Here is a 26,537-nt window from a genome sequence, read left to right as displayed (position 1 = left end):
AATGGAATGCACGGTTTGGTTTTTGAATTTGGATAGAAAAGTCTCTAATATAAATTTAAACATTCGGTCCAGTCTGATTGGATTTTGTTTTCTATTGTCAATAATGCAAGTCCAAGACCTGCGGCGCCGTTCAAAATATTGGTTTCATTTATGTATTTATCAATAAAAAAACTTTTAAAATCTGAAAAATCATTAGTTTGTTTTTTTAGATTTTCATGCCAAATCATCATTGTATCCGTAGTTGGTACTTTTGTTTTTGCCATGGCTAAATAATATTGCAATATTATGCCAGCTGAACCATGACAAATCGCAAAATCGTTTGCTAAAGATTCTTTTACTTTTATTTTTCTAGTTGAATCGATTAAGGCAACAGCTTCTTCTTGTATGTTTGAATTGTTTAAAAATAATCCTGAATTAAGAATTGCATTTGCTATGCCTAAATCGCCCTGACACCAGCCAAGTCGCGCTTTTGTAACAGATAAGTTATCTTCAAAAATTTGACTTGGATAATATTGTTTAGATTCCTCATCAAAAATTTTAAAAGTATCCATGAATTCAATTATGGTATAAATTGCCGTATGAACATCTGGACTATTTTTGTCAAGATTTGTTTGAAGATGAATCAGAAAATTTAGAATGCCCGATATACCATGTGCTAAGCCAAAATAATAGCATTTAAGATTTGGTTTTTCAGAGTTGCTTAAAAATAGGTCTTTCGGATTGTTCTTTATTTTGTCTATCAGATTATTTGAAAACTGGACTAAAATATGTTCGATGTCTTTGTTCTTTGTAGTTTTATATCGTTCTATAAAATATAAAGCGATGCCAAATGCGCCGTGCAAAAAATCATAATAATTCTTGTTAGCTTCTTCGGTCAGACTTTCTTCTAAAAGAGCATCTAGTGCTTCAAAATAATCTTCTTCAATTTCTAGGTTTTTGTTTTTCATTTTTGCTAAAACCCAAGCATATCCAGCTATTCCGGAGCATAAAGATGAATTGTAGCTTTCTTCAGAAATTAGATCGCCAATTTTGTCAATTATCGTAAACAATTTATTTTGATATTCCTCCTGATATTCAATCTCCAGCAGATAATTATAAAATAAAGCAATTCCAGACAGACCATCCAGAGCACCTATTCTTTTTTCTGTTTCAACAGATTGCCATATTTTTTCTTCTATTCTTGTAATTATAGGATTCATGCTCTTTTGCTGATTTTTCGTTAATAACATAAATCGAAAATGATTTTTTCATCAGGTAGGATAAAACTATTATTTTTCCAAAAGTCTAAATTTTCCTGAACAGTATTATTTAAACCAATTTTTAAAAGTGGTCGATTAAGTTTTTGAGTATTTGTTGTTTTTACTTCCGTAGACATTAAGTTGTTGACATTATAAGTGTCGTATAAAAAAGAATTGTCAGCTGTTGAGGTGATGATTGATTTGTCTATTACATTTAGATAATTGATAAAATATTTTCCTTCTGATAATTTATACGTTATTGTGATTTTATGATTCATTTGGGCAGTTTTGCCCGCTTGGCTTTTTACTTCAAACGGTTCTCTCGCCACACAATGTTCATATTTTAATATGGCAAATGTTTGTGTGTCTATATATAAAACGCCCGATGATTTTTTTGGTGCCGGATAACCATAACCAGTAGAATAAGCTCCAGGTTCATTGTTTTGAAAACTTATTTTATAAACTTTCTGGTCATTATAAGGGACAATGCCTTCTTTTTTTAAAGTATAGGATTCCGGTTTATAAAGTACATTGGCTTTGCTTAATATAAGGTCACGATCAAACAAAAATGCAAAAGTGTTCATACTGCCGAGTTTATTTTGTGAAGTGTTTTTTACAATTTCACGAGTTTGCAATATTTCTCCAAATATTTTTTCATCAGGATTATTGACGCCTTTCATTCCCATTGAATTATAAGTCGTTATAATTGATTCGTCCTGCGAAATAACCTCATTGTTTTTGATCACTTGATTGCGAAAGAAAAATGTTTGATTGTAAGGATTTTGATTGTAATTAAGTTCAATATTGAGCTGAGCTTTTGCTACGATTTCTTCTGCAGATAATAATTTTGAGTTTGAATTTATCACAACTTCATTTAAATTAATAGCTTGAAATTGAAATGGTCTTAATTTTACCTTTATAAAATGTTTATTGGCATCAACAAGATTTTTAATTGAAATCGTATCTGAAATATACCCAAAAGCCGATACAATAATTTTGTTGTTAAATTTGGCTTTATCTACAATGATAGAAAATGCACCTTCTTTATTTGCTAGAATGCTTTTATTTGTTTGAAGCATTATGATGTCGGCATTTGCTATGATTTTATGATTTTTAAAATCATTTATTTTTCCATTTAGTACAAATGCATCTTTTAGGGTTGGTACATAGTTTTCTTTTTCAAAAAATCTTGCTTCAGGCTGATATGATTTTTTAATGAAAAAAAAGCCATCAAAAATAGCATTCCATCTCGCTTTTATAGGAATGTTTCCAAATGCGGAGCAATAATATCGCTTCGTGTCTTTCTTGTCAAATTCGAAAAAAGTTTTATTATAGCCCTTGTTTGCATTTTGTAATTCGATGCTATTTTCAGGAGGAGTAAGAATAGGGAACGATTTGCCATCTACGCGTCCATATGAGCCTTCATAAGAAGAAAACGCAATACTATAAATTTCATCCTTAAAATAATTCTTTAAAAAGCCACCCATTGGTAAAGCGCCTTCAAGGAGTTTCGCTCCTTCGCCGGGAATATAATCTGTAAAACCAGTAGTTTTAAGTTCAATATTCGATTGCTTTTGTAAATAGCTTTCAGTGACTTCAGTATATTCTGTTTGGTCGATGTTTTTTGAAAAATGATATGAAGCTCCCCAGCAAATCATTTTTTCATTTGGATACATTTCAGATAAGAAAATCAAATTTTTTGCCATTTGCTCGTCTCTTGGATTTTGAACCGCAATTTTTTGGTTTTGTAATTGCATGATTTCAAAATCGACATCCGAAATTTTGCTAATAATAACCTGTTTCATCATTTTTTCATGAAAAGTCGGGTCTTTTATTTCTTTCAGAGCATTTACTAGAAAATGAAAATCCTGATACAAATCAGTAGAATCTTTTTTGTTATTGGCAATGCGCTCCAAATCTCTAAAAACAAAAGCTTTTTCTATTCTTGTCAAGCTATTTTTTGCAATATTGATTTTTCTGTTTTTAATCAATTCAGTGAGATCACTCATAAAATGATTCGAAAAAAACACTCCTTCTTGAGTATCAAATCCTAAGATTTTTATAGTATCTTTTTTTTGGGCGCATTCTTCAATATAAAGAAGCAAATTTTGAAATGCTTTGGTATCAGACCATATATCTAAGATACTCTGGTCGAAAACTGCTATTGAAGTCTTTTTTTTGGAATATTCTTGAAATGCTTTGTATTGATCATACATTCCACTTTCAAAAACAATACTATTGTATTTCTGTTTTTCATGCAAATACTTTATGAGATTTACTTTTTCATCAAAAGTAGCCCCGTCGCCATGAGATTGCTCTCCCAATAAAACGATTTTTTTATTTTTAAGAATTGTGTCTAAAAAAGTGTAGTTGCTATTATTGATTGTAGAATATTTGCCTGGTATTATATTTTGTGAAAAAGTAAAATTTAAAAGTAAAATGCAACATAACGTAAAAAAAAATTTCATGATCTATTAGTTTTCTAATCAGAATTCACTTAAATAAGCTGGTTTGGAAGAATAAAAACCAAAGGCTATCTGTAATGGATAGCCCTTGTGTGAGTTGGAACAGTTATTAGATAACTATTCTAAATGCTAAAATATTTTTTATTAAGCAATTATTGGTCCGCAAACTCTTTCGCAAGAATTTCTTAAACTGCACGTAACTCCAATAGATAAAAACTCTTGTTCTAGACCTCCTTTAACAGTTTTTTGTTCTTCTTTAGTTAGAGTTTTAACTTTTAAGTTCTCTAATTTTAATTTTTTCATCTTTTACGATTTTTGATATTAATAAATGTTTTTAGGTTTTTTGATTTCTTGCCATTAAAACTTTGCCACGTGCACTTGGGGTTTTAAATTGTTTAAAGAAAATTCGTTCTAAAAATAGTATAATAATTTTTTGTTTTTATATTTTTTTCTGACAATTTTTTAAGTTTTTATGAAAGAAGCTAAGGATTAATTTCTTAGCTATCATAAAATGTTATTAATGATAAAATGAGAATTATCGTATTTTTAAGTGCCAAAATGCCTCTTTTTTGTTTGTATTTGAGAAAAATAGTACAGATTTTCCTTTGTGAGCTCTTGTGTTTGTTGGCCTTTTTGAAAAATTAAAGCAAGCTTTTTTACTTACAATTTTGCCATTTTTTTTATTTTAGCAATTTCTATTAATAGCACAAAAAAATTATACTTTCGTAAAATGAAATTACTCCGAAAATTACTTTTCCCTTTCGCTATTATATATGGATTCATAACTTCAATCCGTAATTTTCTTTTTGACAAAGGAATCTTAAAATCGACTTCATTTGATATTCCTGTAATTGCTGTTGGCAATTTAAGTGTGGGCGGAACCGGAAAAACGCCTCAAATTGAATATTTGATTCGGTTATTAACTGATAAATATAAAATCGCAACTTTAAGTCGTGGCTATAAAAGAAAATCAGAAGGTTTTGTTTTAGCCGATGAGAATGTTACTGCCGAAATTCTTGGCGATGAACCTTTCCAGTTTTATCAAAAATTTCCAAATGTAATGGTGGCAGTTGACGCCAATCGCACAAATGGAATTCAGCAGTTGCTTTCGCAGAAAGAAAAGCCAGAAATCGTATTGCTAGACGACGCTTATCAGCACAGAAAAGTAAAAGCCGGTTTTTATATTTTATTAAGCGCATACGATGATTTGTATGTAGATGATTTTATGCTGCCAACAGGGAATTTGCGCGAAAGCAGGAGCGGCGCAACGAGAGCCAATGTTGTTGTGGTGACAAAATGCCCTAAAATTTTATCTGAAGAAGAACAAGCCGAAATTCGTTTAAAACTAAAATTAAGCTGTTCGCAACAAATCTTTTTTACTTTTATAGATTATGATGAGGTAATTTATGGGCAAAATGAAAAAGTTGAGGTTGCTAAAATTAAGCCCAAATCTAAAGTGCTTTTAGCGGGTATTGCAAAACCGAAACCATTTTTTGATTATTTAAAAAATGAAAATGACGAATGCCTGACTTTTCCTGATCATCATCATTTTTCTGATGCTGATTTAGAATCGATTCAAGAAAAAGCAAAAGGAAGAAAAATAATTACAACCGAGAAAGATTATGTGCGTTTGAAGGATTCAAAATTGGTTTCTCAATTGTATTATTTGCCAATAAAAAGCACTTTTATAAACCATCAGCAAAATTTTGATGCGACAATTTTGGAGTACATAAAAAGTAGTTTAGTTTCTTAAAAACTTAGCATCTTAGTTAATCAAAAAACTTGGCAATTGTGCTATAAAATTCATCTGGAACAAACGGTTTTGTAATCACGTCATTCATTCCAAAAGATAAAAGCATGTCTCTGTTTTCGTCAAGCGAAATTGCAGTCAAAGCAATAATTGGAGTCGTTTTGTCAAACTCTCGAATCATTTTTGTGGCAGTTGTTCCGTTAATGCCAGGCAAATGAACATCCATTAAAACCATATCAAAACGCTTTACTTTTAAAAGTTCGACAGCTTCTTCGCCATTATCGATTATTTCGCAAGAAATTGCTTTGTTTTCCAGCATTTTACGCGTAATCATCTGATTGATTTTATTGTCTTCAATCAATAAGATCGATTTATGCTCTAATTGTGTATCACTGTATAGTTTGGTGGTTTCTTCGACAACCTCCAATGGCTCGGTGTTAATATTGAAATTCAGCTTAAAGGTAAAAGTTGACCCTTTGCCCACCTCGCTTTTAAGTTTTATTTCGCCTCCAAGGAGCTCAATTAGTTTTTTTACAATAGTCAAGCCTAAGCCGGTTCCACCATATTTGCGGTTTACTTCAATAGAACCTTGTGAAAAACTTTCAAAAACAGTTTGTAGTTTGTCTTCTGGAATTCCAATTCCTGTATCAACAATTTCAAAATAAACGGTTGCATTTTCTTCTTCAATTGCATACAATTTTGCAATTACATTTACATGTCCGTTTTGGGTAAATTTTAAAGCGTTGTTGATTAAATTAAGTATTATTTGAGATAATTTTGTTGGGTCTCCAATCAAATTATCAGGAATAGCTTCGTCGATTTCAAGATTGAAATAGTTTTTATTGGCTGTAGCCAATTCTTTAAGCGAACTTTGAATATTGAATAAAAGTTCTTTTAAATTGAAACTGATGTATTCAACTTCGACTTTTGTGGAGTCGATTTTATTGATTTCCAAAATCTCATTGATAAATGTAGTCAAATAGTTGCCTGAAAATTTCAAAGATTCCAAGTATTTTAGCTGATTCTTTTTTGGATTGTCTTCCAAAAGTAAATGCGTAATTCCGTTGATCGCATTCAATGGTGTCCGGAGTTCATGGCTTACTGTCGACAAAAATTCAGATCTGGCTTTTGATGCTTTTTCTGCTTTGTTTTTAGCAAGAATCAATTCTTTGTTTTTTTCTCTTAAAAGCAAATTATTCTGATTTCGAATAATGTTGTTTTTGTATAAAGCCAAACTCAAAAGCGATAAAATCGAAATTAATGCGATTGCCAAAATACTCACTAATTTAGAGTAACGGTAGGTTTTTAGCTGGATTTTTTGATCACTTTCGCGTTTCAGCGTATTGTTTATAGATTGTGTTTTTTTGAATTTCTCAAAATCATTGAAATCCAATTTTGCATTTTTCAGTTTTAAAATATAGTTTTCGATTTGATAATGCTCATCGAGATAGGAATAGGCAAGATCAAAATTTCGATTCTTTTTGTAGTACTGGCTAATCGCAAGTATAATTTTTGATTTTTGAGCCAAGTTGTTGTTTTTGGCACTATAATCTAAAGCGTTGTCAAAATGAACTAAAGCCGAATCATTTCTTTTCAGTATTGTTTCGATCAGTCCAAGCTGATAATAGGAATCAGCCTTGGTTTTGATTATTTTTGGATTGTCTGGTTTGCTTACTATTTTTTGAAAAGTTTTTGCTGAAAGCGGTAGATTTTTACCAATTTTTAACGCCATCGCCTTTTGGTAATCCAAAATTTCAGCATGATCAACAAGTTTTAGTTTTTTTAATAAACTGTCGGCTTTTTTGTAATAGATATTGCCAATTTCAAAATTTCCCTGTGCAGTGTTTGAGGCTCCAATATAATGAAGTGCCAAAATTTTAGTACAAGTTGGTTTTACTTTGTCAAATAATGAAACGCTTTTGTGGAAGTTTTTTAGTGCTTCATCATATTTTTGCTGGTTGTAATAAATTTTCCCGAGCTTGAAAGTCTGATTGGCTAAATTTTCGGTTTTATTATTGGTTTGGCAAAAATCAATAGATTTTTTGGTGTAAAAAACGGCCTGTGTGTACTTTTGTTTATCGAGATTTGAGTTGGCTAATTTATTGTAATAGGAAACGCTATCTGTATTCTTTTTGGTTTGAGAATACAAAAATGAATTTAAAAAACAAATAAGAATAAGAATGTGGTATTTCATGTATGGCAATGCTTTTACAATGAATCTATGTTTTTCTTATCAGTAAAATCAAATCTATTAATCTTGATGAATAGCCAATTTCATTATCATACCAACCCACAACTTTTACCATTTTATCAATTACCGAAGTAAGCTGGGCATCAAATAAACACGAATGCGTATTGCCAATAATATCAACAGAAACGATAGGATCTTCTGTGTAATCTAATATCCCTTTTAAATTTGTTTTTGAGGCTTTTTCAAAAGCTTTATTAATTTCTTCAATAGTAACGGCGCGCTTTACATTGAAAGTAATATCTGTTAATGAACCATCGGGAACAGGGACGCGAATGCCACATCCTCCGATTTTTTGATGCAATTTAGGAAAAATTTTTGTTAATGCCTTAGCTGCACCTGTAGTTGTTGGAACAATTGATTGACTTGCGCCTCTCGCTCTACGTAAATCCTTATGTGGCTGGTCGTGGAGACTTTGGTCAGTAGTGTACGAATGTATAGTGGTAATGTAAGCTTGCTCGATGCCACATAGTTCATCAATGATTTTTATCATTGGAGCGGCGTTGTTTGTCGTACAACTTGCATTTGAAACTATATTTTCATTTCCGTCCAAAATATTTTCGTTTACACCTAAAACAACAGTTTTTATTGTATCAACTTCAGAAGGAGCCGAAAGAATCACTTTTTTTGCTCCAGCTTCCAGATGCGCATTTAATTCTTCGTGCGTTTTGTATTTTCCGGTTGATTCTATTACAAAATCAATATTGTGGCTTTTCCAGTCTAAACTTGAAATGCTTTTTTCGTGAAAAAACAAATACTTTTTGTTGTCTACAATAATTGATTCTTCATCGTGGCTCACAGTATAAGGCAAAACACCATGAATGCTGTCGTATTTTATCAAATGTGCCATCGTTTTGTTGTCGGCAATATCGTTGATCGCAACCACTTCAATTTCAGGATGGTTTAAAAGCAAGCGGAATAAATTTCTTCCAATTCTTCCAAAACCATTAATAGCAATTCTTGTTTTCAATTTTTAGTTGATTTGTTTAGTCGATTAATCGTTTAGTCGGTTTGACAATTAAACGATTAAACGATTAACTTTTATTATAAAATGTGTTTTTGTGCTTTGTATGAAGAACGAACTAAAGGACCGCTCTCCACATGGCGGAAACCTAATTCAAGTCCGAATTTTTCGTATCTCGCAAATTGCTCCGGAGTGATAAATTCTTTGACAGGCAAATGTTTTTTACTTGGTTGAAGGTATTGTCCAATAGTAACAACATCTACATTTGCATTGCGCAAATCTCTCATAGTCTGAAAAACTTCTTCTTCAGTTTCGCCAAGACCTAGCATGATACCAGATTTGGTTCTGTTGATTCCTTTTTCTTTTAAATAGCGCAAAACTTCAAGACTGCGATCGTATTTTGCTTGAATACGAACTTCACGTGTCAATCGGCGAACCGTTTCAACATTATGCGAAACCACTTCAGGATTTGCTTCAACGATTCGGTCTATATTTCTTTCAATTCCTTGAAAATCCGGAATTAAAGTTTCTAGTGTAGTATTTGGGTTCATTCTTCGGATTGCTTTTACCGTTTCAATCCAGATAATAGATCCGCCATCTTTCAAGTCATCTCTGTCAACGCTTGTAATTACAGCGTGTTTGATGTTCATGATTTTTATAGAACGCGCTACTTTTTCAGGTTCGTCCCAATCAACAGTTTCAGGTCTTCCTGTTTTTACGCCACAAAATCCGCATGAACGAGTGCAAACATTTCCAAGAATCATAAAAGTTGCGGTTCCTTCACCCCAACATTCTCCCATATTTGGGCAACTTCCAGAGGTGCAAATGGTATTTAAGCTGTATTTATCAACTAAACCACGAAGTTCAGTATATTTTTGTCCAATTGGAAGTTTCACCTTTAACCATTTAGGTTTTCCAGTTGGTATATTTTCAATGACTGTTTCCATATATCAAAATTCAAAACACAAAGATACGGAATGTAGTTTATTTGAAGATTTGTTTAGGGGTTAATTTGATGCCAAGGTGTTTTATTGACTTAATTAGCTTTTGATTTTAATGAATTTTAAATGTTAAAAAGATGGTTTTATTGAGTTTTAGATGGCAAAATACTTCTTTTTTCTTTGCATTTATGATTAAGAAAAATAAATATGACATGCGACTGGTTCTTAATCCTTTAAATTTTATACCTTTAATTGTTATAAAATAGCATTTTTTGAAATAAAATTGGAAAAATAATGTAGTACATTTGTTGTTAAATTGTAATAAATAAAAACATGAAAAAGAAATTACTAGTTTTTGGAGTTTTATTTGCCACGTTGGGTTTTACTAAAATGAATGCGCAAATAAATTTAGGTGATAAAGCATTAGGAGCTCTTCAAAAAGGTGTTACAGGGTTTACATTGAGTAATGCAGATGCCGCGGCTTTGTCAAAAGAGGCAGTTCGTAAATTAGATTCGACAAATGAAGTAGCGGGACCAAATGATGGTTATACTTTGAGATTAAACCGAGTTTTTGGAAAACATAGTACAGGAGAAGGATTTACACTGAATTTTAAGGTTTATAAATTAAAAGAAGTAAATGCGTTTGCAACCGCTGACGGAAGTGTGCGTGTGTATTCTGGTTTGATGGATATCATGGACGATAATGAATTATTGGCGGTTATTGGACACGAAATTGGTCACGTAGCAAACAACGATTCAAGAGATGCAATGCGCGCGGCGTATCAAAAAGAAGCGCTAATTGATGGTGCATCTTCGCAATCTGCAAAAATTACAGCTGTAACGGATAGCCAATTGGGGAAAATTGGAAGTGCTATTATTGATAGCAAATTCAGCCGTAAACAAGAAGCTGAAGCCGATTTGTTTTCGTATAATTTCTTAAAGAAAAACGGTTACAATGTAAATGCTGAAGAATCTGCTTTTAGAATTTTGGCTAAAATGAGTGAAGGAAGTGAAGCTTCGTTTATTGATCAAATGATGAGTTCGCATCCTGATTCGAAAAAAAGAGCTGATGATGCAAAAGCAAGAGCAGAGAAAGATGGTCTATACAAACCTTATGTGCAACAAAAAATTGTAAATACGGCTCCAGTTGCAAAAACAACAACAACTAAAAAAGCAACTACGACAACTAAGAAAACGACAACAACTAAAAAGAAATAGTGGTTTTGTAAAAATAAAAAAAAGCGGCAAATTTTAAAATTTGCCGCTTTTTTGTTTATGAAATAGATTATCTTAAAACGTGATGTGCCAAAACTTTCTGAACATCATATACGTTTACAGATTTGTTGAATTGTTTTACAATGCTAGGGTTTAATTCGCTAGAAACCCAGATTTTCAATTCGGCATCCAAATCAAAAGTTCCGGCAGTTTCAATGCTAAAACGAGTGATGCTTTTGTAAGCAATTGATTTGTATTCGGTTTTACTTCCTGTGATTCCTTGAACATCAACCAGAATTAATCTTTTATTAGTGAAGATAAAAGTGTCGCGAATCAATTTGAAACCCATTTCAATTTCTTCGTTATCGGTTAAAAGCTGTCCGTATTTTTTAAACAAATCTTCTTGACTGACAGTTCCTGCGTTGCCCATAAGAGCAGAAAATATTCCCATTTTTTAGTTTTTAGTTTTAGTGTAAATGTTTTGCCTTTTTTAAGAAGGACAAAAGTAATTGATTTTGTTAATTTTTCTAATTGACTTTTGATTTAATTATAAGTGGAGTCAAAATCAGGGAAGCTAGAATTGCAGAAATTAAGGAAACAATTCTATTTCCAAATGCTTTGATATCAAAAGAAACTGAAAATCTTACAATTAAAATTGCAACTGTTGAAATGGAAAGTATAATCCAATATTTTTTGTTGATGGAAGATATATAAATAGAGTTTTTAGGAAGTTTAAATAAAGCTAAAAGGATAAAAAGTCCTCCAATAAAAGTGCTCAAATGCTGGAATATTTTCCAAATCGGAATTTTCTTTTCGAAAAGAAGAATAAAATGACTTAAATCTGGAATGTGACTCACAAAATAACCATGTTCATGAGTAAAAGCATCCCAAAAAAGATGCGAAATAATTCCAATCAGTATTGAAATTAGTATTACGAACCAGCTTTTTTTGAAATGAATATTCCAATTAAATTCTGTAAATGAATGTAGTCTTTTTTGAAAGGGTTTTGGCAAATTAATAAATAAGCTATTGCGGACAATATTGTGAAAAATAAAAGCCAAGACAATTGCAAGAGGTAAATCAAACCAAAGAATACCCAGAAAAGTATGGCTGTAAATGCTCTTAACTTTCATTCGAATAAAATATTCAAAATCCGGAGTTAAACTTCCTATGACAAGACCAGTCATTGAAAACCATCTTTTTGGAAAATACTTAAACGGAAGAATAATGGCAGGATGCGAAAAAGTGAAAGGCATTCTAAGTTGATGTAAGAGTTCTGTTTTTAAAAGTAACAAAAAAAGCAGAACCTAAGTTCTGCTTTCAGTATTTTGATTATTATTTTATTCCGGTTGTGTTTTAATTGTGATCGGAAGATTATATGCTGTTCTAACAGGTTTTCCATTTAAAATACCCGGAGTCCATTTTGTTTTTAATGATTTTAAAACTCTGATAGCTTCTTTACCCATTCCATAACCTGGATCTTTTTGTACCATGATGTCAGTTATTGAGCCATCTTTTTCAATTACAAAAGAAACATACACTTTAAGAGTCATTTCGGCATCTAGTTCTGGTCTCTTAAAATTATTTCCAACATAGCTGTAAAACTTGTCCATTCCTCCAGGAAAACTTGGCATTTTGTCTAATGCTGCTGCAATTACAGGGCTATTGTCTACCGGAGCAGGATCTGCAATAGTTCCTTCTCCACCGTTGCTTCCCGGTAGTGTATTTGAAATTGTTCCATCACCAGGTGTTGCGTTGTCTACAACTGTATGGTTTTCAGTATTTGTTGCAATGTCTGGTGTAGCCTGAGAAGCCACAGTAACCACTGGGTTTACCAACTGCGTATTGATCGATGGTGCAGCTGGAGCACTTTGGGCTGGAGGTGCAACTGGTGCAGGTGGTACAGGTTTTACCAAATCTGGCGTGATTTTAACTGGTGTTAAAGGTCCCGGTGGTATTTCATGTTCGACGATTTCATGTGTTTTTAACTTATTAATCAGCATCGATGCGCTTCCTAAGGCGGTTATTAACAACAATGCGATAAATAAGGCATTAATTGTAGTTCTAGGATTTTCTTGGCGTAATTGATACGCTCCGTACTCTTTGTTTTTGTTTTCGAAAACAAGATCGGTCCACTTGCTTTCATAGATGCTTGATTTTGACATGATTTTTGGATTTTAAGGTTAAGTAACTTTAAATCATACGCGAATAGGGTTTGGGTTTTAGCAAACAACGTAGAAGTTGTTGTTTTAGTGTGTTAGATAATTATTTTTTTAAGAAAAAGTTTGATAATACTGTAATCTTTTCTTAAAGATAATAAATTATCTGTTACGTTCGATAATTTCTGCCAATAATTTTTTAGCACGCAAAAGCTTTACCTTTACATTGCTTAAAGGCTCATCGATTTTAGTTGCAATTTCCTGATAAGACATTTCTTGAAAATAACGTAACTGAATAACTTCTTGGTAGTGGGGTTTTAATTCTTTGATGCATAAAAGCAAACGGGATAGATTTTGCTCTTTAATTAATGCATCTTCTGCAGATGGAGTAGGGTCGGCGATATTGTATGCCTGTTGATCTTCGCTATCGGTAATTTCAATAAAAAGGCTTGATTTCTTTTTTCGAAGAATATCAATGTAAACATTTTTTGCAATACTGATGAGCCAAGTATTGAATTTGAATTCAGAATTGTAAGTGGCAATTTTGTCGAAAGCTTTTGAGAAAGTTTCAATTGTAATGTCTTCAGCAATGGTTTCGTTTTCGGTGCGTTTCAGCATAAAGCCGTAAACTTCATTCCAATAAAAATCTAATAAAAAAGTAAAGGCGATCTGATCGCCTTTTTTTGCTTTTTCTATTTTAGAATTTATTTCCAATGTACCGGTTTTGAAAAGATATTAGATATAAAGATATTAATTTGTGTGAATATCAGCACTATCTCTACAACAGGAAACCAAATTTTTAAATCTTTTTCTTTAAGTTTTCCAGCCGAAAATCCCATTACAGTCCACGCAACGGTGTAACGTGTTGCCAATATTGCCAATACTGCAATCCATTGAAATTGGAAAGACAATAAAAGTATAACTAATAAAAAGAAGAATAATTGTGAGGTGTAAAAAATGCCTAATTGCATTTTGTCAAAAAACTTATAATATTCCGCTGTCGAAACATGTCTTCTTTTTTGGCTGAACCATTCTTTATAAGATTCCTTTGGTTTCGAATAAGTAAAACTTTCAGGATTGTATGAAATTGTTGTGTTTTCTTTACTCGCTGCTTGGTTGATAAACAAGTCGTCGTCGCCAGAACGCACCTGAATATGATCAATAAAACCATTTACCTTAAAGAATTCTTCTTTTTTATAAGCTAAATTTCGTCCAACTCCCATATAAGGCAAACCAATTTTTGCCCAAGACAAATATTGAACTGCTGTTAAAACCGTTTCAAAACGAATGATTTTGTTTAATAACGAACGTTCGATTTTTTCGTAACCTCCATAACCCAAAACAATAGTTTTGTTCATGGTAAATTGTGAAGTCATTGATGTAATCCAGTTTTTTGATGTTGGATAACAATCAGCGTCTGTAAATAATAGGTATTCTTTTTTAGAAGCTTTGATTCCTAGTGTCAGTGCGTATTTTTTGTTTCCCCAGAAAGCTTCGTTGTTTTCAACTTTCACTAATCGGATATTTGAATATTGCTGTTCAAATTCTTCAAAAACTTCTAAGGTTTCATCTCTTGAAGCATCATCAATTAAAACAATTTCAAAATCTGGATAATCTTGTTCGGCTAATAGCGGTATAAATTTTTTTACGTTTTCTTCTTCGTTTTTAGCACAGACAATTACTGAAACTGGAAGTTTTTTGGGTGTAACTTCTTGTTGTTTAGCGAAAGCAAACTTTCCAAAAACACCTAAGTAATAAAAAAGTTGTACGACAACGATAGCAATAAAAACGTAAAATAAAATTGTAAGCATCTGATTTTAATATCTTTTAATTTCTGAATCTTGCGAGTGCAAATGTACTTATGAATTCCTAATTTTCAATGTCTAAAACCAATTTACTTTCGGCATTTTGACATTTCTTTCGCAACAGCAATAGCCTGAGGGTTTTCGGTTTTTTCTAATTCCGAAATTATGTTTTTATAATTAAAATCATCTCGATTTTGAGATAGTTTTTTAGTGGCTTGAATTTCACTTATTTCAATCTCAAAACCATAGATTCCTCGAGCTTCACGCATTGTTTTTTCTGATAAATCTTCAACTCGGATTGGCTTTTCAGAATTTGCTTCGTATTTGTCAACCAATTTCTTTAATTGTTCTACCGAAGTTTCATAATCTACAATCTTGATTTTGCCATAAACATGTACGGCTATATAATTCCAAGTTGGCACATTCTCATGATCGTACCATGATGAAGAAATATAACTATGCGGACCTGTAAAAACGGCTAAAACCTGATCATTTTCTTTAAAACCTTCTGCTTGCGGATTCAGTTTTGAAATATGTCCCTGCAAAATTTCTTTTCCCTCAGAGTTCAATTCCAGTTCTATCGGAATATGAGTTGCGCATAATTTTCCGTTAGTTTGATTAATCAAGATTCCGAAGCTGTTTTCTTTTAGAAAAGCTCTGATTTCTTCCTGATTCTCGTTTTTGTATAAGTCTGGAGTGTACATCTGTGTTTTTTTTTGCCACTAATTTCACGAATTTTCACCAATAAAATTCGTGTTAATTTGTGAAATTTGTGTTTTAAATCACATTGACTTCTGCTTCAATCTGAATTCCGAATTTTTCGAAAACAGTTTTTTGTACTTCTTTTGAAACGGCTAAAATTTCTTGTCCTGTCGCATTTCCGTAATTCACTAAAACCAAAGCTTGATTTTTATGAACTCCGGCATCGCCAAAACGTTTTCCTTTAAAACCAGCTTGTTCGATCAGCCAACCTGCAGGAACTTTTACTTCCGTTTCTGAAACTTCGTAGAATTTCATTTCTGGGAATTTTTGATGGATTTTCTCAAAATCAGATTTGAGTAAAATAGGATTTTTGAAGAAACTTCCGCTATTTCCTAATTCTTTCGGATCTGGCAATTTGCTTTGTCTAATGGCGATTACCGCATTGCTGACATCTTTTAATGTTGGTTCAGAAATATTGTTTTTAGCCAATTCTGCCAAAATATCTCCGTAAGAAGTATTGATTTTATGATTGCGTTTCGTCAATTTAAAAATAACCGAAGTAATAATATATTGGTCTTTTACTTCGTGTTTGAAGATGCTTTCGCGATAGCCAAAATTGCATTCTGCGTTATTGAAAGTTTTCATTTCTTGAGTGGCAATATTCATTGCTTCACAAGAAACAAACGTGTCTTTAATTTCGGTTCCGTATGCGCCAATATTTTGAACTGGAGTTGTGCCAACATTTCCAGGAATCAAAGACATATTCTCTAATCCGCCGAAATTGTTATCGATCGTCCAAAGAACGAAATCATGCCAAGTTTCGCCCGCCTGACTTTTAACCCAAACAAAATCATCATCTTCTTTAATTATTTCTTTTCCTTTTAAATCAATATGAATCACCAAAGCGTCAATGTCTTGCGTTAAAAGCATATTGCTTCCGCCACCAAGAATAAACTTTTTTTCGTTTTTGTTTTCTTCTAAAATGGTTTTCAATTCGGCAATAGAATGAACGGCAACGAATTGTTTAGCACTTGCTTCAATGCCAAAAGTGTTGTATTTTTTTAAAGAAAAATTGGATTGGATTTCCATATATAAAAGGCTTTTTAATCTGAGTTCAAAAGTAAGGATTATAATTTTTGGTTTAACCGCAAAGACACAAAGTTTTGCGTAAAGTTCACTAAGATTTTTTGCCACAGATTAACACAGATTGAAAAGATTTTTGAAAATCTGTGTTAATTGAAATAATCTGTGGCTAACTTTTTTTTGATCACTTTCGAGAATCTAACAACTCATGATATTTCTCTGAAATAACCTTCATATTACTATCATAATTCGCATTTTCCTCTACAAATTTTCTGTTTCGAATAATTGCTTCGTTTCGAGATTCAGCATTTTGAAAAGACCATATTAATTCTTCAGCTAGCATTTCGATATTGTCAATTTTAATTAATTGTCCGTTTTCGCGATGTTTGATCCAGCTTTGGTTTCCTGGAATATCAGAAACTATAGGGTAGCAATTACAAGCCATTGCTTCAAACAAAGATGCCGAAACACCTTCAGTAATTGGCATACTGATGTAAATGTTGGATTGCTGCAATAATTTAGGAAGTTCGGTATTTGGAATTCTACCTGTAAAAATGACTTTGTTTTCGATTTGAAGTGCTGTAGCTAAATCTTTTAAAAATTGCAATCTGTTTCCGTCGCCAACAATTGTCAAAGAAAAATCAATTCCTTTTTGATTCAAAATTCCGAAAGCTTTTAAAATATAATCATGACGATATTCCGGTTGCAACGAACGCGTTACAATGGCTTCAATTTTGTTTGAATTATTGGTTGATGGCGTAAAAAGCGATAAATCAATTCCTTTCGGAAGAACTAAAACTTTGTTCATATCAACGCCAGATGCTTTCATGTGAATTGCCATTACAGGTCCCCAAGCATGAATTAAATGCGCTTTTTTGAAAGCATATTTCTGGATGAATTTTTTAAAAGGATATAATTTAGACTCTTCTGGCCATAAATCAGTTCGGCCTTGCTGTGCGATTGCGATGGCTTTAGATCCAGAGATTGCAGCAAGAAAGCCATAACTGGTAGTTCGTTCAGCAATCACCATGTCTGGTTTTTCTTTTTTGATGATTTTTCGAATGGAAATAGGAGCGAAGAAATATTCTAAAATACGTTTGAATCGCTGATTGTTTGAAGTTTGAAGTTCCCAGGTAATGATTTCAAAATCGCCAAATTCCTTCAGGCCTTTCATCCAAGTGATGGCATCGGCACGATAAGATTCTCCAAGAAAAAGTATTTTCCTATTCATTTATAAAAGTTTTTCCGCCACGAATTTCACGAATTTCTACTAATAAATTTGTGTAAATTCGTGAAATTCGTGGCGATCTAATCTTTTTTAGAATTCTTCAGTATCTAAAGCTCGATTTATAAATTCGTTAAGTGGCTTTAGAGCAATAAGCTTTTGACTTATCTTTTTTACGAAATCTTTTTCCATCACTTCAGAAACATTGTAAACCTGAGTCGCTGTGAAACTTTTCAATTTTAAAAACTCGGCTGCAGGATGGTCTTTTTCGTAACCACGAGGCATGCTTTTTAAAGAATTATTTTCGTTGAAATCTAAACTTCCAAACTCTTTTTTGAAGTTCTTGTTGTTTAAGATTTCTTGTAAATCATCATAGAAAAATCCAATTTCTTTACGAACTTTCTTTAAATCTTCCGACTCGGGAGAATAAAATCCGCCGGCAATAAAACTTGCGCCTTTTTCAATATGAACATAATATCCAGCACGGTTTAAGCCTTTTGTTCCGCCAGACATCCAGATTCCCAAATGCGCTTTATAAGGTGATTTGTCTTTAGAAAAACGAATATCACGATTAATTCTGAAAGTGCAGTTTTTTACTTCCAACAATTCTAATGAAGGATCAAGCGGCTTCATGGCGTCAAGAAAATCACTTACCAATTGGTGATAGTCTTTCTTGAAAACTTCATAACGCTTTTTGTTCTCTTGAAACCATTCTCGGTTATTGTTCTTTTTTAAATCGTCTAAAAATTGCAATGATTCTTTCGCTAACATATGCTGTGTTTTTTGATTGCAGTTATTTTTAAGGTTGCCACTAATTGCACGAATTTACACTAATTTTTTTATTACATATCAATCAACTTTGTCAAAGTTTTAATTCGTGGAAATTTGTGCAATTCGTGGCAAAAAACACCTTTACAAATTAAATATCTTATACGTTTGGTGCGTCGATTTTACAATCGCTTCGGTTCTTTCTGGATGCGTGTCCGAAATAAAAAGCTGTCCAAACGTTTCGCTATTTACCATTTCGACAATTTTGGCAACACGCGTTTCGTCTAGTTTGTCAAAAATATCATCAAACAAAAGAATTGGTTTTACGCCGCTTTGTTTTTTCAGAAATTCAAATTGAGCCAGTTTTAAGGCAATCAAAAAAGACTTTTGCTGTCCTTGCGATCCGAATTTTTTTATTGGATGAGAATCAATTTCAAAAGACAAATCGTCTTTGTGGATTCCGACATTTGTATATTGCAGTGCGCGATCTTTGTTGATGTTTTCTTGTAAAAGAGTCAAAAGTTCTTTTTCAAACAAATGACTTTCATAGACTAATTGAACGCTTTCTTCAGATCCTGTTATAGCTTGATGATGTCTATTAAATATAGGTATAAACTGCTCGAGGAAATTTTTTCGCTTTTCAAAAATCGATTTTCCGTACTCGTTTAGTTGCTCATTATATATAGATAAGGTATCATTGTCAAAAGTATGATTGAGCGCAAAATATTTTAAAAGTGCATTTCGCTGTGTAATTACTTTTTGGTAGTTGATTAATTCGTGCAGATAAGCCGAATCAAGTTGTGAAATCACACTATCCATAAATTTACGGCGTGTTTCGCTCCCTTCCACAATCAAATCACGATCGGCCGGTGAGATAATTACTAACGGAATAAATCCTATATGATCTGAAAATTTGTCGTAAGCTTTTCCATTTCGTTTTAAAACCTTTTTCTGTCCTTTTTTTAAACTACAGACAATTTGCTCAGTTCTCTCGTTTTTGTCTAACTCGGCATCAATCACAAAAAACTCTTCGCCATGTTTGATATTTTGTACTGCAAGCGGGTTAAAATAGCTTTTTCCATAAGCCAAATGATAAATTGCGTCGAGTACATTGGTTTTTCCAATGCCGTTTTTCCCCACAAAACAGTTGATTTTGATGTCGAAATCAAAACTTGCTTCTGAAAAGTTCTTATAATTGAATAAAGAGATTTTGTTAAGATGCATTTTTTAAAAGACTCTATATAGATAAAGTTTGAAATTTTGTGTCAATTATTTTTTGCTCAGCCACAGATTAAAAGGATTAAAAGGATTTTTTTTTAAAAAATAATCAGTGATAATCTGTGAAATCTGTGGCTAAAAAATAAATTCTTTAGCTTTCAGAAAATTGATTTGAATTGTGGGTGCAAATTACCGAAAATTATCGATATAATTGGCTTCAGAGAAGTTTCGAACTGATTTATTTTAATGCTTTTGAGAAAGTACAAGCGAACGAGAAAAATATTTTTTTTAAAATAGTGATAAAATTCATTTTTTTTGCCTCAGTTTCAAGAAAAATTTTATTTTTGCCGTTCACTAAATTATTTTTAAATGGCAACTTACAATAAAAGAGGATATAAGACACCAAAAGAGAAGGAAGTTAAAGAAGTTACTGAAGAACAACAAGTAGTTATTGACGAAAAAGACAGCACTACAGCTGGAGTTTTCTCAAAATTAGATGAAACAGCTTCAAGAACTGAGGATTGGGTGGCTAAAAATCAAAAAATCATTATTGGTTTAGTTGCTGGTATTGCAGTAGCTACAATTGGATATTTGGCTTACCAAAAATTCATCGAAACTCCAAAACAAGATGAAGCTGCAAATGAAATGTTTGTTGCTCAACAAAACTTTCAAAAAGCAGTTGATGGTGTTGCAAGTGATTCATTGTATAAATTAGCATTAAATGGTTCTGAAGGTAAATTCGGATTTGTTAAAATTGCTGACGAATATTCTGGAACTGATGCTGGAAATTTAGCAAACTACTATGCTGGTATGGCATATTTGAATACAGGAAAATTTGACGATGCGATCAAATATCTTGGAGAATTTAAATCTCAAGATGCAATTTTAGGTGCTTTGGCAACTGGTGCAATTGGAGATGCTTACTCGCAAAAAAACAATCAAAAAGAAGCTTTGAGCTATTATGTAAAAGCGGCTGAGACTAACAAAAATGATTTCACTACACCTCGTTTCTTGTTAAAAGCGGCTAAAACAGCAATTGCTTTAGGTCAAAAAGAAGAGGCGCTGAAATACTTAAACGATATTAAAGATAATTTTGATGCGACTCCAGAAGCAGCTTCTGTTGATGTATTGATCGGATTAGCGCAATAATTATACTTTTTGAGTTCAGATTTTTGATTTTAGATTCGTATTTTAGCAATCTGAAATCTATCCCGTCCCGATGTTTCGGGATCGGAACTAAAATCTAAAATAGTACAAATGGCTACTGAAAATAAAAATTTATCAGAATACGATAAAAACACGATCCCAAATGCGAAAGATTTTCGATTTGGGATTGTTGTTTCTGAGTGGAACGACACTATAACAGAAGGACTTTATAACGGCGCTTTTGATGCATTAGTCGATTGTGATGTTCCTGCACAACAAATTATCAGATGGAATGTTCCTGGAAGTTTTGAGCTTATTTATGGCGCAAAAAAAATGTTGCAGACACAAAATGTTGATGCAGTAATTGTAATTGGATGTGTAATTCAAGGCGAAACAAAACATTTTGATTTTGTGTGTGAAGGCGTGACACAAGGAATTAAAGATTTGAATGTTCAAACCGATATTCCGGTTATTTTCTGCGTTTTGACAGACAATAACATGCAACAGTCAATCGACCGAAGCGGTGGTGTTCACGGAAACAAAGGAACTGAAGCCGCAATTGCAGCGATCAAAATGGCATATATTCGTCAGCAGGCTTCAATAGCTCATGCTTTCAATCAGCCTTTATTGACTTCTGGTGCGCTTCAAATCGAAGATTCGCCAAGAAAAATTGAGAACGAATAAAACACAATTGTTTTAAAAATACTAAAACCTATACTGTGTAAAATAGTATAGGTTTTTTGTTTTTTTTATGACTGCCGCTATTCCAAATCACAACCAAAATTCATTAAATTTGTACACCTTGGTTTTTTAGAATCAAAAGATAACTAACAATTTCAATCTAAGATTTTTGACTATAAAATCAAGGAGAAACCTTTAACCCAAATTTTTTAATGTCGAGTATTATTCAATTACTTCCTGATCACGTTGCTAACCAAATTGCTGCTGGAGAAGTGGTTCAAAGACCAGCTTCTGTGGTAAAAGAATTGTTAGAAAATGCTGTTGATGCAAAAGCAACGGATATCAAATTGATCATAAAAGATGCCGGCAAATCATTGGTTCAGGTTATTGATAATGGCGTTGGAATGACCGTTACAGATGCTCGTTTGTGCTTCGCGCGTCACGCGACTTCAAAAATTCGCCAAGCCGAAGATTTATTCTCGCTTGGTACAAAGGGGTTTCGTGGTGAAGCTTTAGCGTCGATTGCCGCAATCGCGCACATGGAAATGAAAACCAAACAAGATCAAGACGAACTTGGAACACATATTGTAATCGAAGGAAGTAAATTTGTTTCGCAGGAAGTGGCGGTTTTGCCAAAAGGAACGTCATTTGCAGTTAAAAATTTGTTTTTTAATATTCCGGCGCGTCGTAATTTCTTGAAGTCAGATACGGTTGAGTTTCGTCATGTTATGGATGAATTTCAGCGTGTGGCTTTGGCGCATCCGAATATTCATTTTAGTTTTTATCACAACGGAAGCGAATTGTATAATCTTCCATCAGCAGGATATCGTCAAAGGATTGTCGGAATTATGTCGGGCAAAACCAATGAAAAACTGGTTCCTGTAAATGAAGATACTGAGATTATCAATATTCAGGGATTTGTGTGCAAGCCAGAATTTGCCAAAAAGAGCAGAGGTGAGCAGTTCTTTTTTGTAAACGATCGTTTCATAAAAAGTGGTTATTTGCATCATGCTGTTATGGCCGCTTATGATGGTTTGTTAAAAGACGGAATGCAACCAAGCTATTTTTTATACTTGCAAGTACCGCCAAATACTATTGATATCAATATTCATCCGACAAAAACGGAGATTAAGTTTGACGATGAACAAGCTTTGTATGCGATTTTAAGAGCATCAATCAAGCATAGTTTAGGGCAGTTTAATGTGGCTCCAGTTTTGGATTTTGAGAGAGATGCCAACTTAGATACGCCGTATCATTATAAAGATTTAGAAGCCGAAACTCCAACAATTCAAGTTGATGGGAATTTCAATCCGTTTACAGACGATAAAACGAATCAGCATTATACAAAAGGAAGTTCAGGATCTGGCTATAGTTTAGGTTCTTCATCTTCTTCTGGCTCTTCCTATTCAGGATCATCGTATTCGAGTTATTCGAAAAGAGTGGAGCCGACAGTAAGCTGGGAAAGTTTATATGTAGGTTTAGATACCGATAATCCAGAAACAATTGAAAGTTCGCCTTTTACATTCGAAAATGAAGAAGTAACTTCGTCGTTATTTAACGATGACGAAATCGAGCAAGCGAGTCAGAAAACCTATCAAATTCATAAAAAATACATTGTTTCGCCAATTAAATCAGGAATGATTATTGTGGATCAGCAACGCGCACATCAGCGTATTTTGTACGAACAATTTTTACTGAACATGACCGTTAATCAGGCATCAAGCCAGCAATTGCTTTTTCCATTGGATTTATTTTATTCTACTGTTGAAATGAAATTGATTGAGGAATTAAAACCTTCATTAGAAACAACAGGATTTATTTTTGAAGATGCCAAAACAGATCATATTGTGATTTCAGGAATTCCTGTAAATATTACAGAGAGTGAAGTTTCAATTGTAATTGATCAATTGTTGAGCGATTTGCAGGACGGAATTCCAGCGAGCAGTTACAGTCAAAATGATACAATTGCCAAGTCAATGGCCAAAAGTTTAGCGGTTAAAACAGGATCATATTTAACCGAAAAAGAGCAGGATAATATCGTAAACGGATTATTTGCCTGCAAAGATCCGAATATTTCACCTTTTCAAAAACCTACCTTTATCACCATGCGTGTTGAAGATATAGATAAAAAGTTTGCCTTATGATGAATATCACTCCAGTTGTCAAACAACTGCTTATTATTAATATTATATTTTTTATTGGTGCTCAAATGGTACCGATTTCCTACGAATATTTTTCATTGTTTTATCCGGAAAGCAATGATTTCAGAATATGGCAGATTTTTACGCATATGTTTATGCATGCGCCATGGCCAAATTTTGCGCATATTTTATTCAATATGTTTGCATTATATAGCTTTGGATCTGCATTAGAGCATTTTTGGGGTGGAAAAAAATTCTTGTTTTTTTACATTTCTTGCGGACTTGGAGCGGCATTGCTTCATACAGGAGTAAATTATTTACAATTGCATTCACTTCTGGATTCTGTATCTGGTTTAAATTTATCTAAAGCAGATCTTCATTTGATTTTGAATATGAGATATGAATCTGGCGAAATCATACAAGGTGAAGTTGCTACAATTTTAAAAAATGCACATTGTACTCAGGAACAATTTAATGTTTTAGGACAGGCAGCAGGAATTGTTCAGTCTCCTGTTTTGGGAGCTTCTGGAGCAATTTATGGTTTGTTAACAGCTTTTGCTTTTATGTTTCCTAACGCACAATTGGGATTATTATTTATTCCGGTTCCAATAAAAGCAAAATATTTTGTTCCTGGAATTTTGGCAGTAGATTTGTTTTTAGGGTTTAAAGGAAGTTCTTTATTTGGAAGTGGTGGAACTGGAATTGCACATTTTGCACATATTGGTGGAGCAATTGCTGGTTTTTTAATGATGTTGTACTGGAAAAAAAATCAGTTTAATAACAATCGTTGGAATTAATTTTTAACTTTAATTTATTAACTTTAAAAAACGAAACGAAGACTTTATGAATATTCTTGACGATTTAAAATTGCAATATAAATTGGGAGGCATCGCAATGCGTGTGATTTATTGGAATATTGCTTGTTTTCTTATTTCTTTGATATTTTTCTATCAGTTTTCAAATGGTCAATTTAATTTTCCAAATTGGCTTGCATTGTCATCAGATCCTCAGGTTTTTATGTTCAAGCCTTGGACATTTTTAACTTATGCTTTTTTTCATTACGGACCTATGCATCTGTTGTTTAATATGCTGGTTTTGAATTTTGCGAGTAATTTATTTTTGACGTTTTTTACTCAGAAACAATATCTAGGACTTTATATTTTAGGAGCAATCTTTTCAGGAATTATATTTGTACTTAGCTATTACATTTTAGGAAACTCTGCTTTAATAGTTGGTGCTTCTGCGGCAATTATGGCCATTTTAGTTGCGGCAACTACCTATTCGCCATTGATGAATGTTCGACTGTTGTTTTTTGGCAATGTTAAGCTTTGGCACATTACTGGTGTAATTCTGCTTTTAGATTTACTGCAGTTTCGTTTAGAGAATACCGGCGGACATATTTCGCATCTTGCTGGAGCATTTTTCGGATTTGTTTATATAAAATTGCTTCAAAATGGTACCGATTTGAGTATCATAGTTTCTAAAGTATTAGATTTTTTTGCTAATCTTTTTAGAAAATCCCCAACGACCCCATTCACAAAAGTTCATAAAAATTACAAAAAACCTACGGAAAAAACTTCGTCAAGAATTGTTACGAAAGACAAAACGCAACAGCAAATTGATGAGATTTTGGATAAGATTAGCCAATCTGGTTATGATTGTCTCACAAAAGAAGAAAAAGAGTTTCTATTTAGAGCTGGAAAATAATCCTTTTAGCAAATAATATGAAAAACCTTTCGTGGTTTAACAAAATAATGTTCTTTTTGAATATAGTGCTGACTGTGCTTACATTTAGCGTCTATATTTTGCCATTTTTAGCACCTAAGAGCTTTCCGCTTTTATCGGTGCTCACGCTGTTTATGCCTGCTTTTTTTGTTGCAAATGGATTGTTTTTTGTCTATTGGGCAATTCAGTTTAAAAAGCGCCTTATTTTATCAGGCTTGGTTTTATTAATGGGGATTACTTTTATTAGCAAGTTCTATAAATTTTCGGCAAAGGAATATGTGAAAGATGAAAGAGATTTCTCTATAATGAGTTATAACGTCCGTCTTTTTAATGTTTTTAAATGGCTGGACCGTGATGATATTCCGGAAAACATCAAAGCTTTTATAGATGAAAAAGATCCTGATATTTTATGTATTCAGGAATATTCTAACTCTGCTCATTTGGATTTGAAAGTTTACCCACACCGATATATTTTTATTGATGGGAATCAGATAAAGACGGGTCAGGCTATTTTTTCAAAATTCCCAATTATTGATGAAGGAAATATCGTTTTTCCTAAATCAGACAATAACGTCGTATATGCTGATATAAAACGCGGAAAAGATATTATTCGCGTTTATAATATGCACTTGCAATCGATCAAAATATCTCCAGACGTAAGCGAGATTTCAGATGATATTGATAATGTAAATCAGAAGAAATCACAACGTATTTATTCCAGAATAAGCAAAGGATTTACACAACAGCAAGAACAAGCTGAAATTTTTAAAGAGCACATCAAAAAATGTAAATACCCAATTATTATTTGTGGCGACATGAATAACAGTCCATTTTCGTACGTTTACCGAAATATTAAAGGGAAACTTAAAGACGCTTTTGAAGAGGCTGGAGAAGGCTTTGGAGCAACTTATAAATTCAAATACTATCCAGCAAGAATTGATTATATTTTTACCGATACCAAGATGAAAGTAAAACAATTTGAAAGTTTCTCTGATTTTGAAAATTCGGATCATTATCCAATCATGACAAGGCTTTCGATAGATCAGTTTTAGTGGAATGTGGG

At 32.8% G+C, this 26,537-nt stretch carries 24 protein-coding genes; 8 read left to right on the top strand and 16 right to left on the bottom strand.

The window, feature by feature from the left end:
- Positions 1 to 44: 44 nt before the first annotated feature.
- The 3 genes from SCB73_RS03330 to SCB73_RS03320 all read right to left on the bottom strand — a co-directional run bounded on the left by SCB73_RS03330 (position 45) and on the right by SCB73_RS03320 (position 4,006).
- Positions 45 to 1,199 carry a lanthionine synthetase LanC family protein gene (locus SCB73_RS03330; protein WP_320568739.1) on the bottom strand — a complete coding sequence of 385 codons (1,155 nt, stop codon included), beginning with the start codon at positions 1,197 to 1,199 and terminating at the stop codon, positions 45 to 47.
- Positions 1,200 to 1,219: 20 nt separating this feature from the next.
- Positions 1,220 to 3,706 carry an erythromycin esterase family protein gene (locus SCB73_RS03325; protein ID WP_320568738.1) on the bottom strand — a complete coding sequence of 829 codons (2,487 nt, stop codon included), beginning with the start codon at positions 3,704 to 3,706 and terminating at the stop codon, positions 1,220 to 1,222.
- 141 nt (positions 3,707 to 3,847) lie between these two features.
- Positions 3,848 to 4,006, bottom strand: a complete 159-nt coding sequence (locus SCB73_RS03320) for a hypothetical protein (RefSeq protein ID WP_320568737.1) — start codon at positions 4,004 to 4,006, stop codon at positions 3,848 to 3,850.
- 427 nt (positions 4,007 to 4,433) lie between these two features.
- Here SCB73_RS03320 and lpxK point away from each other — a divergent pair, with 427 nt between their 5' ends.
- Positions 4,434 to 5,456: a tetraacyldisaccharide 4'-kinase gene (lpxK, locus tag SCB73_RS03315; protein WP_320568736.1), complete on the top strand. Its 1,023-nt coding sequence runs from the start codon at positions 4,434 to 4,436 to the stop codon at positions 5,454 to 5,456.
- A gap of 16 nt (positions 5,457 to 5,472) precedes the next feature.
- On the opposite strand, the gene SCB73_RS03310 is transcribed toward lpxK, so the two are convergent.
- From SCB73_RS03310 to lipA, 3 genes are all read right to left on the bottom strand, one after another.
- On the bottom strand, positions 5,473 to 7,647 hold the full coding sequence (locus SCB73_RS03310; RefSeq protein WP_320568735.1) for a tetratricopeptide repeat-containing hybrid sensor histidine kinase/response regulator: 2,175 nt from the start codon (positions 7,645 to 7,647) through the stop codon (positions 5,473 to 5,475).
- A gap of 25 nt (positions 7,648 to 7,672) precedes the next feature.
- Positions 7,673 to 8,671 (bottom strand): type I glyceraldehyde-3-phosphate dehydrogenase, encoded by a 999-nt coding sequence (gene gap, locus SCB73_RS03305; protein ID WP_320568734.1) that lies wholly within the window; start codon positions 8,669 to 8,671, stop codon positions 7,673 to 7,675.
- 74 nt (positions 8,672 to 8,745) lie between these two features.
- Positions 8,746 to 9,612 carry a lipoyl synthase gene (gene lipA, locus SCB73_RS03300; protein WP_320568733.1) on the bottom strand — a complete coding sequence of 289 codons (867 nt, stop codon included), beginning with the start codon at positions 9,610 to 9,612 and terminating at the stop codon, positions 8,746 to 8,748.
- 327 nt (positions 9,613 to 9,939) lie between these two features.
- Here lipA and SCB73_RS03295 point away from each other — a divergent pair, with 327 nt between their 5' ends.
- Complete coding sequence (locus SCB73_RS03295) at positions 9,940 to 10,824, top strand: M48 family metalloprotease (protein WP_320568732.1); 885 nt, start codon at positions 9,940 to 9,942, stop codon at positions 10,822 to 10,824.
- A gap of 67 nt (positions 10,825 to 10,891) precedes the next feature.
- Here the strand turns inward: SCB73_RS03295 and SCB73_RS03290 are convergent, their stop codons facing one another.
- The 10 genes from SCB73_RS03290 to recF all read right to left on the bottom strand — a co-directional run bounded on the left by SCB73_RS03290 (position 10,892) and on the right by recF (position 19,787).
- On the bottom strand, positions 10,892 to 11,272 hold the full coding sequence (locus SCB73_RS03290; protein WP_320568731.1) for a PH domain-containing protein: 381 nt from the start codon (positions 11,270 to 11,272) through the stop codon (positions 10,892 to 10,894).
- Positions 11,273 to 11,348: 76 nt separating this feature from the next.
- Entirely contained in the window at positions 11,349 to 12,077 is a 729-nt protein-coding gene (locus SCB73_RS03285) for a DUF4184 family protein (RefSeq protein ID WP_320568730.1), read from the bottom strand.
- Between the two features lie 84 nt (positions 12,078 to 12,161).
- Complete coding sequence (locus SCB73_RS03280) at positions 12,162 to 12,986, bottom strand: energy transducer TonB (protein WP_320568729.1); 825 nt, start codon at positions 12,984 to 12,986, stop codon at positions 12,162 to 12,164.
- A 156-nt stretch (positions 12,987 to 13,142) separates the two neighbouring features.
- Positions 13,143 to 13,694: an RNA polymerase sigma factor gene (locus SCB73_RS03275; protein WP_320568728.1), complete on the bottom strand. Its 552-nt coding sequence runs from the start codon at positions 13,692 to 13,694 to the stop codon at positions 13,143 to 13,145.
- Complete coding sequence (locus SCB73_RS03270) at positions 13,685 to 14,791, bottom strand: glycosyltransferase (RefSeq protein WP_320568727.1); 1,107 nt, start codon at positions 14,789 to 14,791, stop codon at positions 13,685 to 13,687. Before SCB73_RS03270 ends, SCB73_RS03275 begins: the two co-directional genes overlap by 10 nt.
- 83 nt (positions 14,792 to 14,874) lie before the next feature.
- A complete protein-coding gene (locus SCB73_RS03265; protein ID WP_320568726.1) occupies positions 14,875 to 15,489 on the bottom strand; it encodes an FMN-binding negative transcriptional regulator in 615 nt (204 codons plus the stop codon).
- A 73-nt stretch (positions 15,490 to 15,562) separates the two neighbouring features.
- Positions 15,563 to 16,576, bottom strand: coding sequence for a UDP-N-acetylmuramate dehydrogenase (gene murB / locus SCB73_RS03260; protein ID WP_320568725.1), 1,014 nt, complete (start codon positions 16,574 to 16,576; stop codon positions 15,563 to 15,565).
- Positions 16,577 to 16,754: 178 nt separating this feature from the next.
- The gene (locus SCB73_RS03255; RefSeq protein WP_320568724.1) at positions 16,755 to 17,801 is read right to left on the bottom strand and encodes a glycosyltransferase; all 1,047 of its coding nucleotides are present in this window, start codon (positions 17,799 to 17,801) and stop codon (positions 16,755 to 16,757) included.
- 87 nt (positions 17,802 to 17,888) lie between these two features.
- Entirely contained in the window at positions 17,889 to 18,566 is a 678-nt protein-coding gene (locus tag SCB73_RS03250) for a DUF2461 domain-containing protein (protein WP_320568723.1), read from the bottom strand.
- Between the two features lie 141 nt (positions 18,567 to 18,707).
- On the bottom strand, positions 18,708 to 19,787 hold the full coding sequence (gene recF / locus SCB73_RS03245; protein WP_320568722.1) for a DNA replication/repair protein RecF: 1,080 nt from the start codon (positions 19,785 to 19,787) through the stop codon (positions 18,708 to 18,710).
- Positions 19,788 to 20,150: 363 nt separating this feature from the next.
- Here recF and SCB73_RS03240 point away from each other — a divergent pair, with 363 nt between their 5' ends.
- From SCB73_RS03240 to SCB73_RS03215, 6 genes are all read left to right on the top strand, one after another.
- Entirely contained in the window at positions 20,151 to 20,930 is a 780-nt protein-coding gene (locus SCB73_RS03240) for a tetratricopeptide repeat protein (protein WP_320568721.1), read from the top strand.
- A gap of 108 nt (positions 20,931 to 21,038) precedes the next feature.
- A complete protein-coding gene (gene ribH, locus SCB73_RS03235; RefSeq protein ID WP_320568720.1) occupies positions 21,039 to 21,611 on the top strand; it encodes a 6,7-dimethyl-8-ribityllumazine synthase in 573 nt (190 codons plus the stop codon).
- Between the two features lie 209 nt (positions 21,612 to 21,820).
- On the top strand, positions 21,821 to 23,752 hold the full coding sequence (gene mutL, locus SCB73_RS03230; RefSeq protein WP_320568719.1) for a DNA mismatch repair endonuclease MutL: 1,932 nt from the start codon (positions 21,821 to 21,823) through the stop codon (positions 23,750 to 23,752).
- Positions 23,749 to 24,546 carry a rhomboid family intramembrane serine protease gene (locus SCB73_RS03225; protein WP_320568718.1) on the top strand — a complete coding sequence of 266 codons (798 nt, stop codon included), beginning with the start codon at positions 23,749 to 23,751 and terminating at the stop codon, positions 24,544 to 24,546. Before mutL ends, SCB73_RS03225 begins: the two co-directional genes overlap by 4 nt.
- Before the next feature lie 46 nt (positions 24,547 to 24,592).
- A complete protein-coding gene (locus SCB73_RS03220; protein WP_320568717.1) occupies positions 24,593 to 25,456 on the top strand; it encodes a rhomboid family intramembrane serine protease in 864 nt (287 codons plus the stop codon).
- Between the two features lie 17 nt (positions 25,457 to 25,473).
- Positions 25,474 to 26,526, top strand: coding sequence for an endonuclease/exonuclease/phosphatase family protein (locus tag SCB73_RS03215; RefSeq protein WP_320568716.1), 1,053 nt, complete (start codon positions 25,474 to 25,476; stop codon positions 26,524 to 26,526).
- Positions 26,527 to 26,537 lie beyond the last annotated feature (11 nt).

Origin of the sequence: Flavobacterium sp. KACC 22761, from assembly GCF_034058155.1 — a bacterium.
In the GTDB taxonomy this organism is placed as follows: domain Bacteria; phylum Bacteroidota; class Bacteroidia; order Flavobacteriales; family Flavobacteriaceae; genus Flavobacterium.
The sequence above is the reverse complement of the archived record's forward strand: the minus strand, read 5'-3'. Positions and strand labels throughout refer to the sequence as shown.

Excerpts from the sequence above, each read along its gene's own strand:
- SCB73_RS03255 (WP_320568724.1), bottom strand. The coding sequence starts at position 17,801 with ATGAATAGGAAAATACTTTTTCTTGGAGAATCTTATCGTGCCGATGCC.
- mutL (WP_320568719.1), top strand. The coding sequence starts at position 21,821 with ATGTCGAGTATTATTCAATTACTTCCTGATCACGTTGCTAACCAAATT.
- SCB73_RS03265 (WP_320568726.1), bottom strand. The coding sequence starts at position 15,489 with ATGTACACTCCAGACTTATACAAAAACGAGAATCAGGAAGAAATCAGA.
- SCB73_RS03290 (WP_320568731.1), bottom strand. The coding sequence starts at position 11,272 with ATGGGAATATTTTCTGCTCTTATGGGCAACGCAGGAACTGTCAGTCAA.
- recF (WP_320568722.1), bottom strand. The coding sequence starts at position 19,787 with ATGCATCTTAACAAAATCTCTTTATTCAATTATAAGAACTTTTCAGAA.
- SCB73_RS03280 (WP_320568729.1), bottom strand. The coding sequence starts at position 12,986 with ATGTCAAAATCAAGCATCTATGAAAGCAAGTGGACCGATCTTGTTTTC.
- SCB73_RS03320 (WP_320568737.1), bottom strand. The coding sequence starts at position 4,006 with ATGAAAAAATTAAAATTAGAGAACTTAAAAGTTAAAACTCTAACTAAA.
- ribH (WP_320568720.1), top strand. The coding sequence starts at position 21,039 with ATGGCTACTGAAAATAAAAATTTATCAGAATACGATAAAAACACGATC.
- murB (WP_320568725.1), bottom strand. The coding sequence starts at position 16,576 with ATGGAAATCCAATCCAATTTTTCTTTAAAAAAATACAACACTTTTGGC.
- SCB73_RS03225 (WP_320568718.1), top strand. The coding sequence starts at position 23,749 with ATGATGAATATCACTCCAGTTGTCAAACAACTGCTTATTATTAATATT.
- SCB73_RS03285 (WP_320568730.1), bottom strand. The coding sequence starts at position 12,077 with ATGCCTTTCACTTTTTCGCATCCTGCCATTATTCTTCCGTTTAAGTAT.
- SCB73_RS03330 (WP_320568739.1), bottom strand. The coding sequence starts at position 1,199 with ATGAATCCTATAATTACAAGAATAGAAGAAAAAATATGGCAATCTGTT.
- SCB73_RS03215 (WP_320568716.1), top strand. The coding sequence starts at position 25,474 with ATGAAAAACCTTTCGTGGTTTAACAAAATAATGTTCTTTTTGAATATA.
- SCB73_RS03295 (WP_320568732.1), top strand. The coding sequence starts at position 9,940 with ATGAAAAAGAAATTACTAGTTTTTGGAGTTTTATTTGCCACGTTGGGT.
- lipA (WP_320568733.1), bottom strand. The coding sequence starts at position 9,612 with ATGGAAACAGTCATTGAAAATATACCAACTGGAAAACCTAAATGGTTA.
- lpxK (WP_320568736.1), top strand. The coding sequence starts at position 4,434 with ATGAAATTACTCCGAAAATTACTTTTCCCTTTCGCTATTATATATGGA.
- SCB73_RS03325 (WP_320568738.1), bottom strand. The coding sequence starts at position 3,706 with ATGAAATTTTTTTTTACGTTATGTTGCATTTTACTTTTAAATTTTACT.
- SCB73_RS03250 (WP_320568723.1), bottom strand. The coding sequence starts at position 18,566 with ATGTTAGCGAAAGAATCATTGCAATTTTTAGACGATTTAAAAAAGAAC.
- SCB73_RS03220 (WP_320568717.1), top strand. The coding sequence starts at position 24,593 with ATGAATATTCTTGACGATTTAAAATTGCAATATAAATTGGGAGGCATC.
- SCB73_RS03310 (WP_320568735.1), bottom strand. The coding sequence starts at position 7,647 with ATGAAATACCACATTCTTATTCTTATTTGTTTTTTAAATTCATTTTTG.
- SCB73_RS03240 (WP_320568721.1), top strand. The coding sequence starts at position 20,151 with ATGGCAACTTACAATAAAAGAGGATATAAGACACCAAAAGAGAAGGAA.
- SCB73_RS03270 (WP_320568727.1), bottom strand. The coding sequence starts at position 14,791 with ATGCTTACAATTTTATTTTACGTTTTTATTGCTATCGTTGTCGTACAA.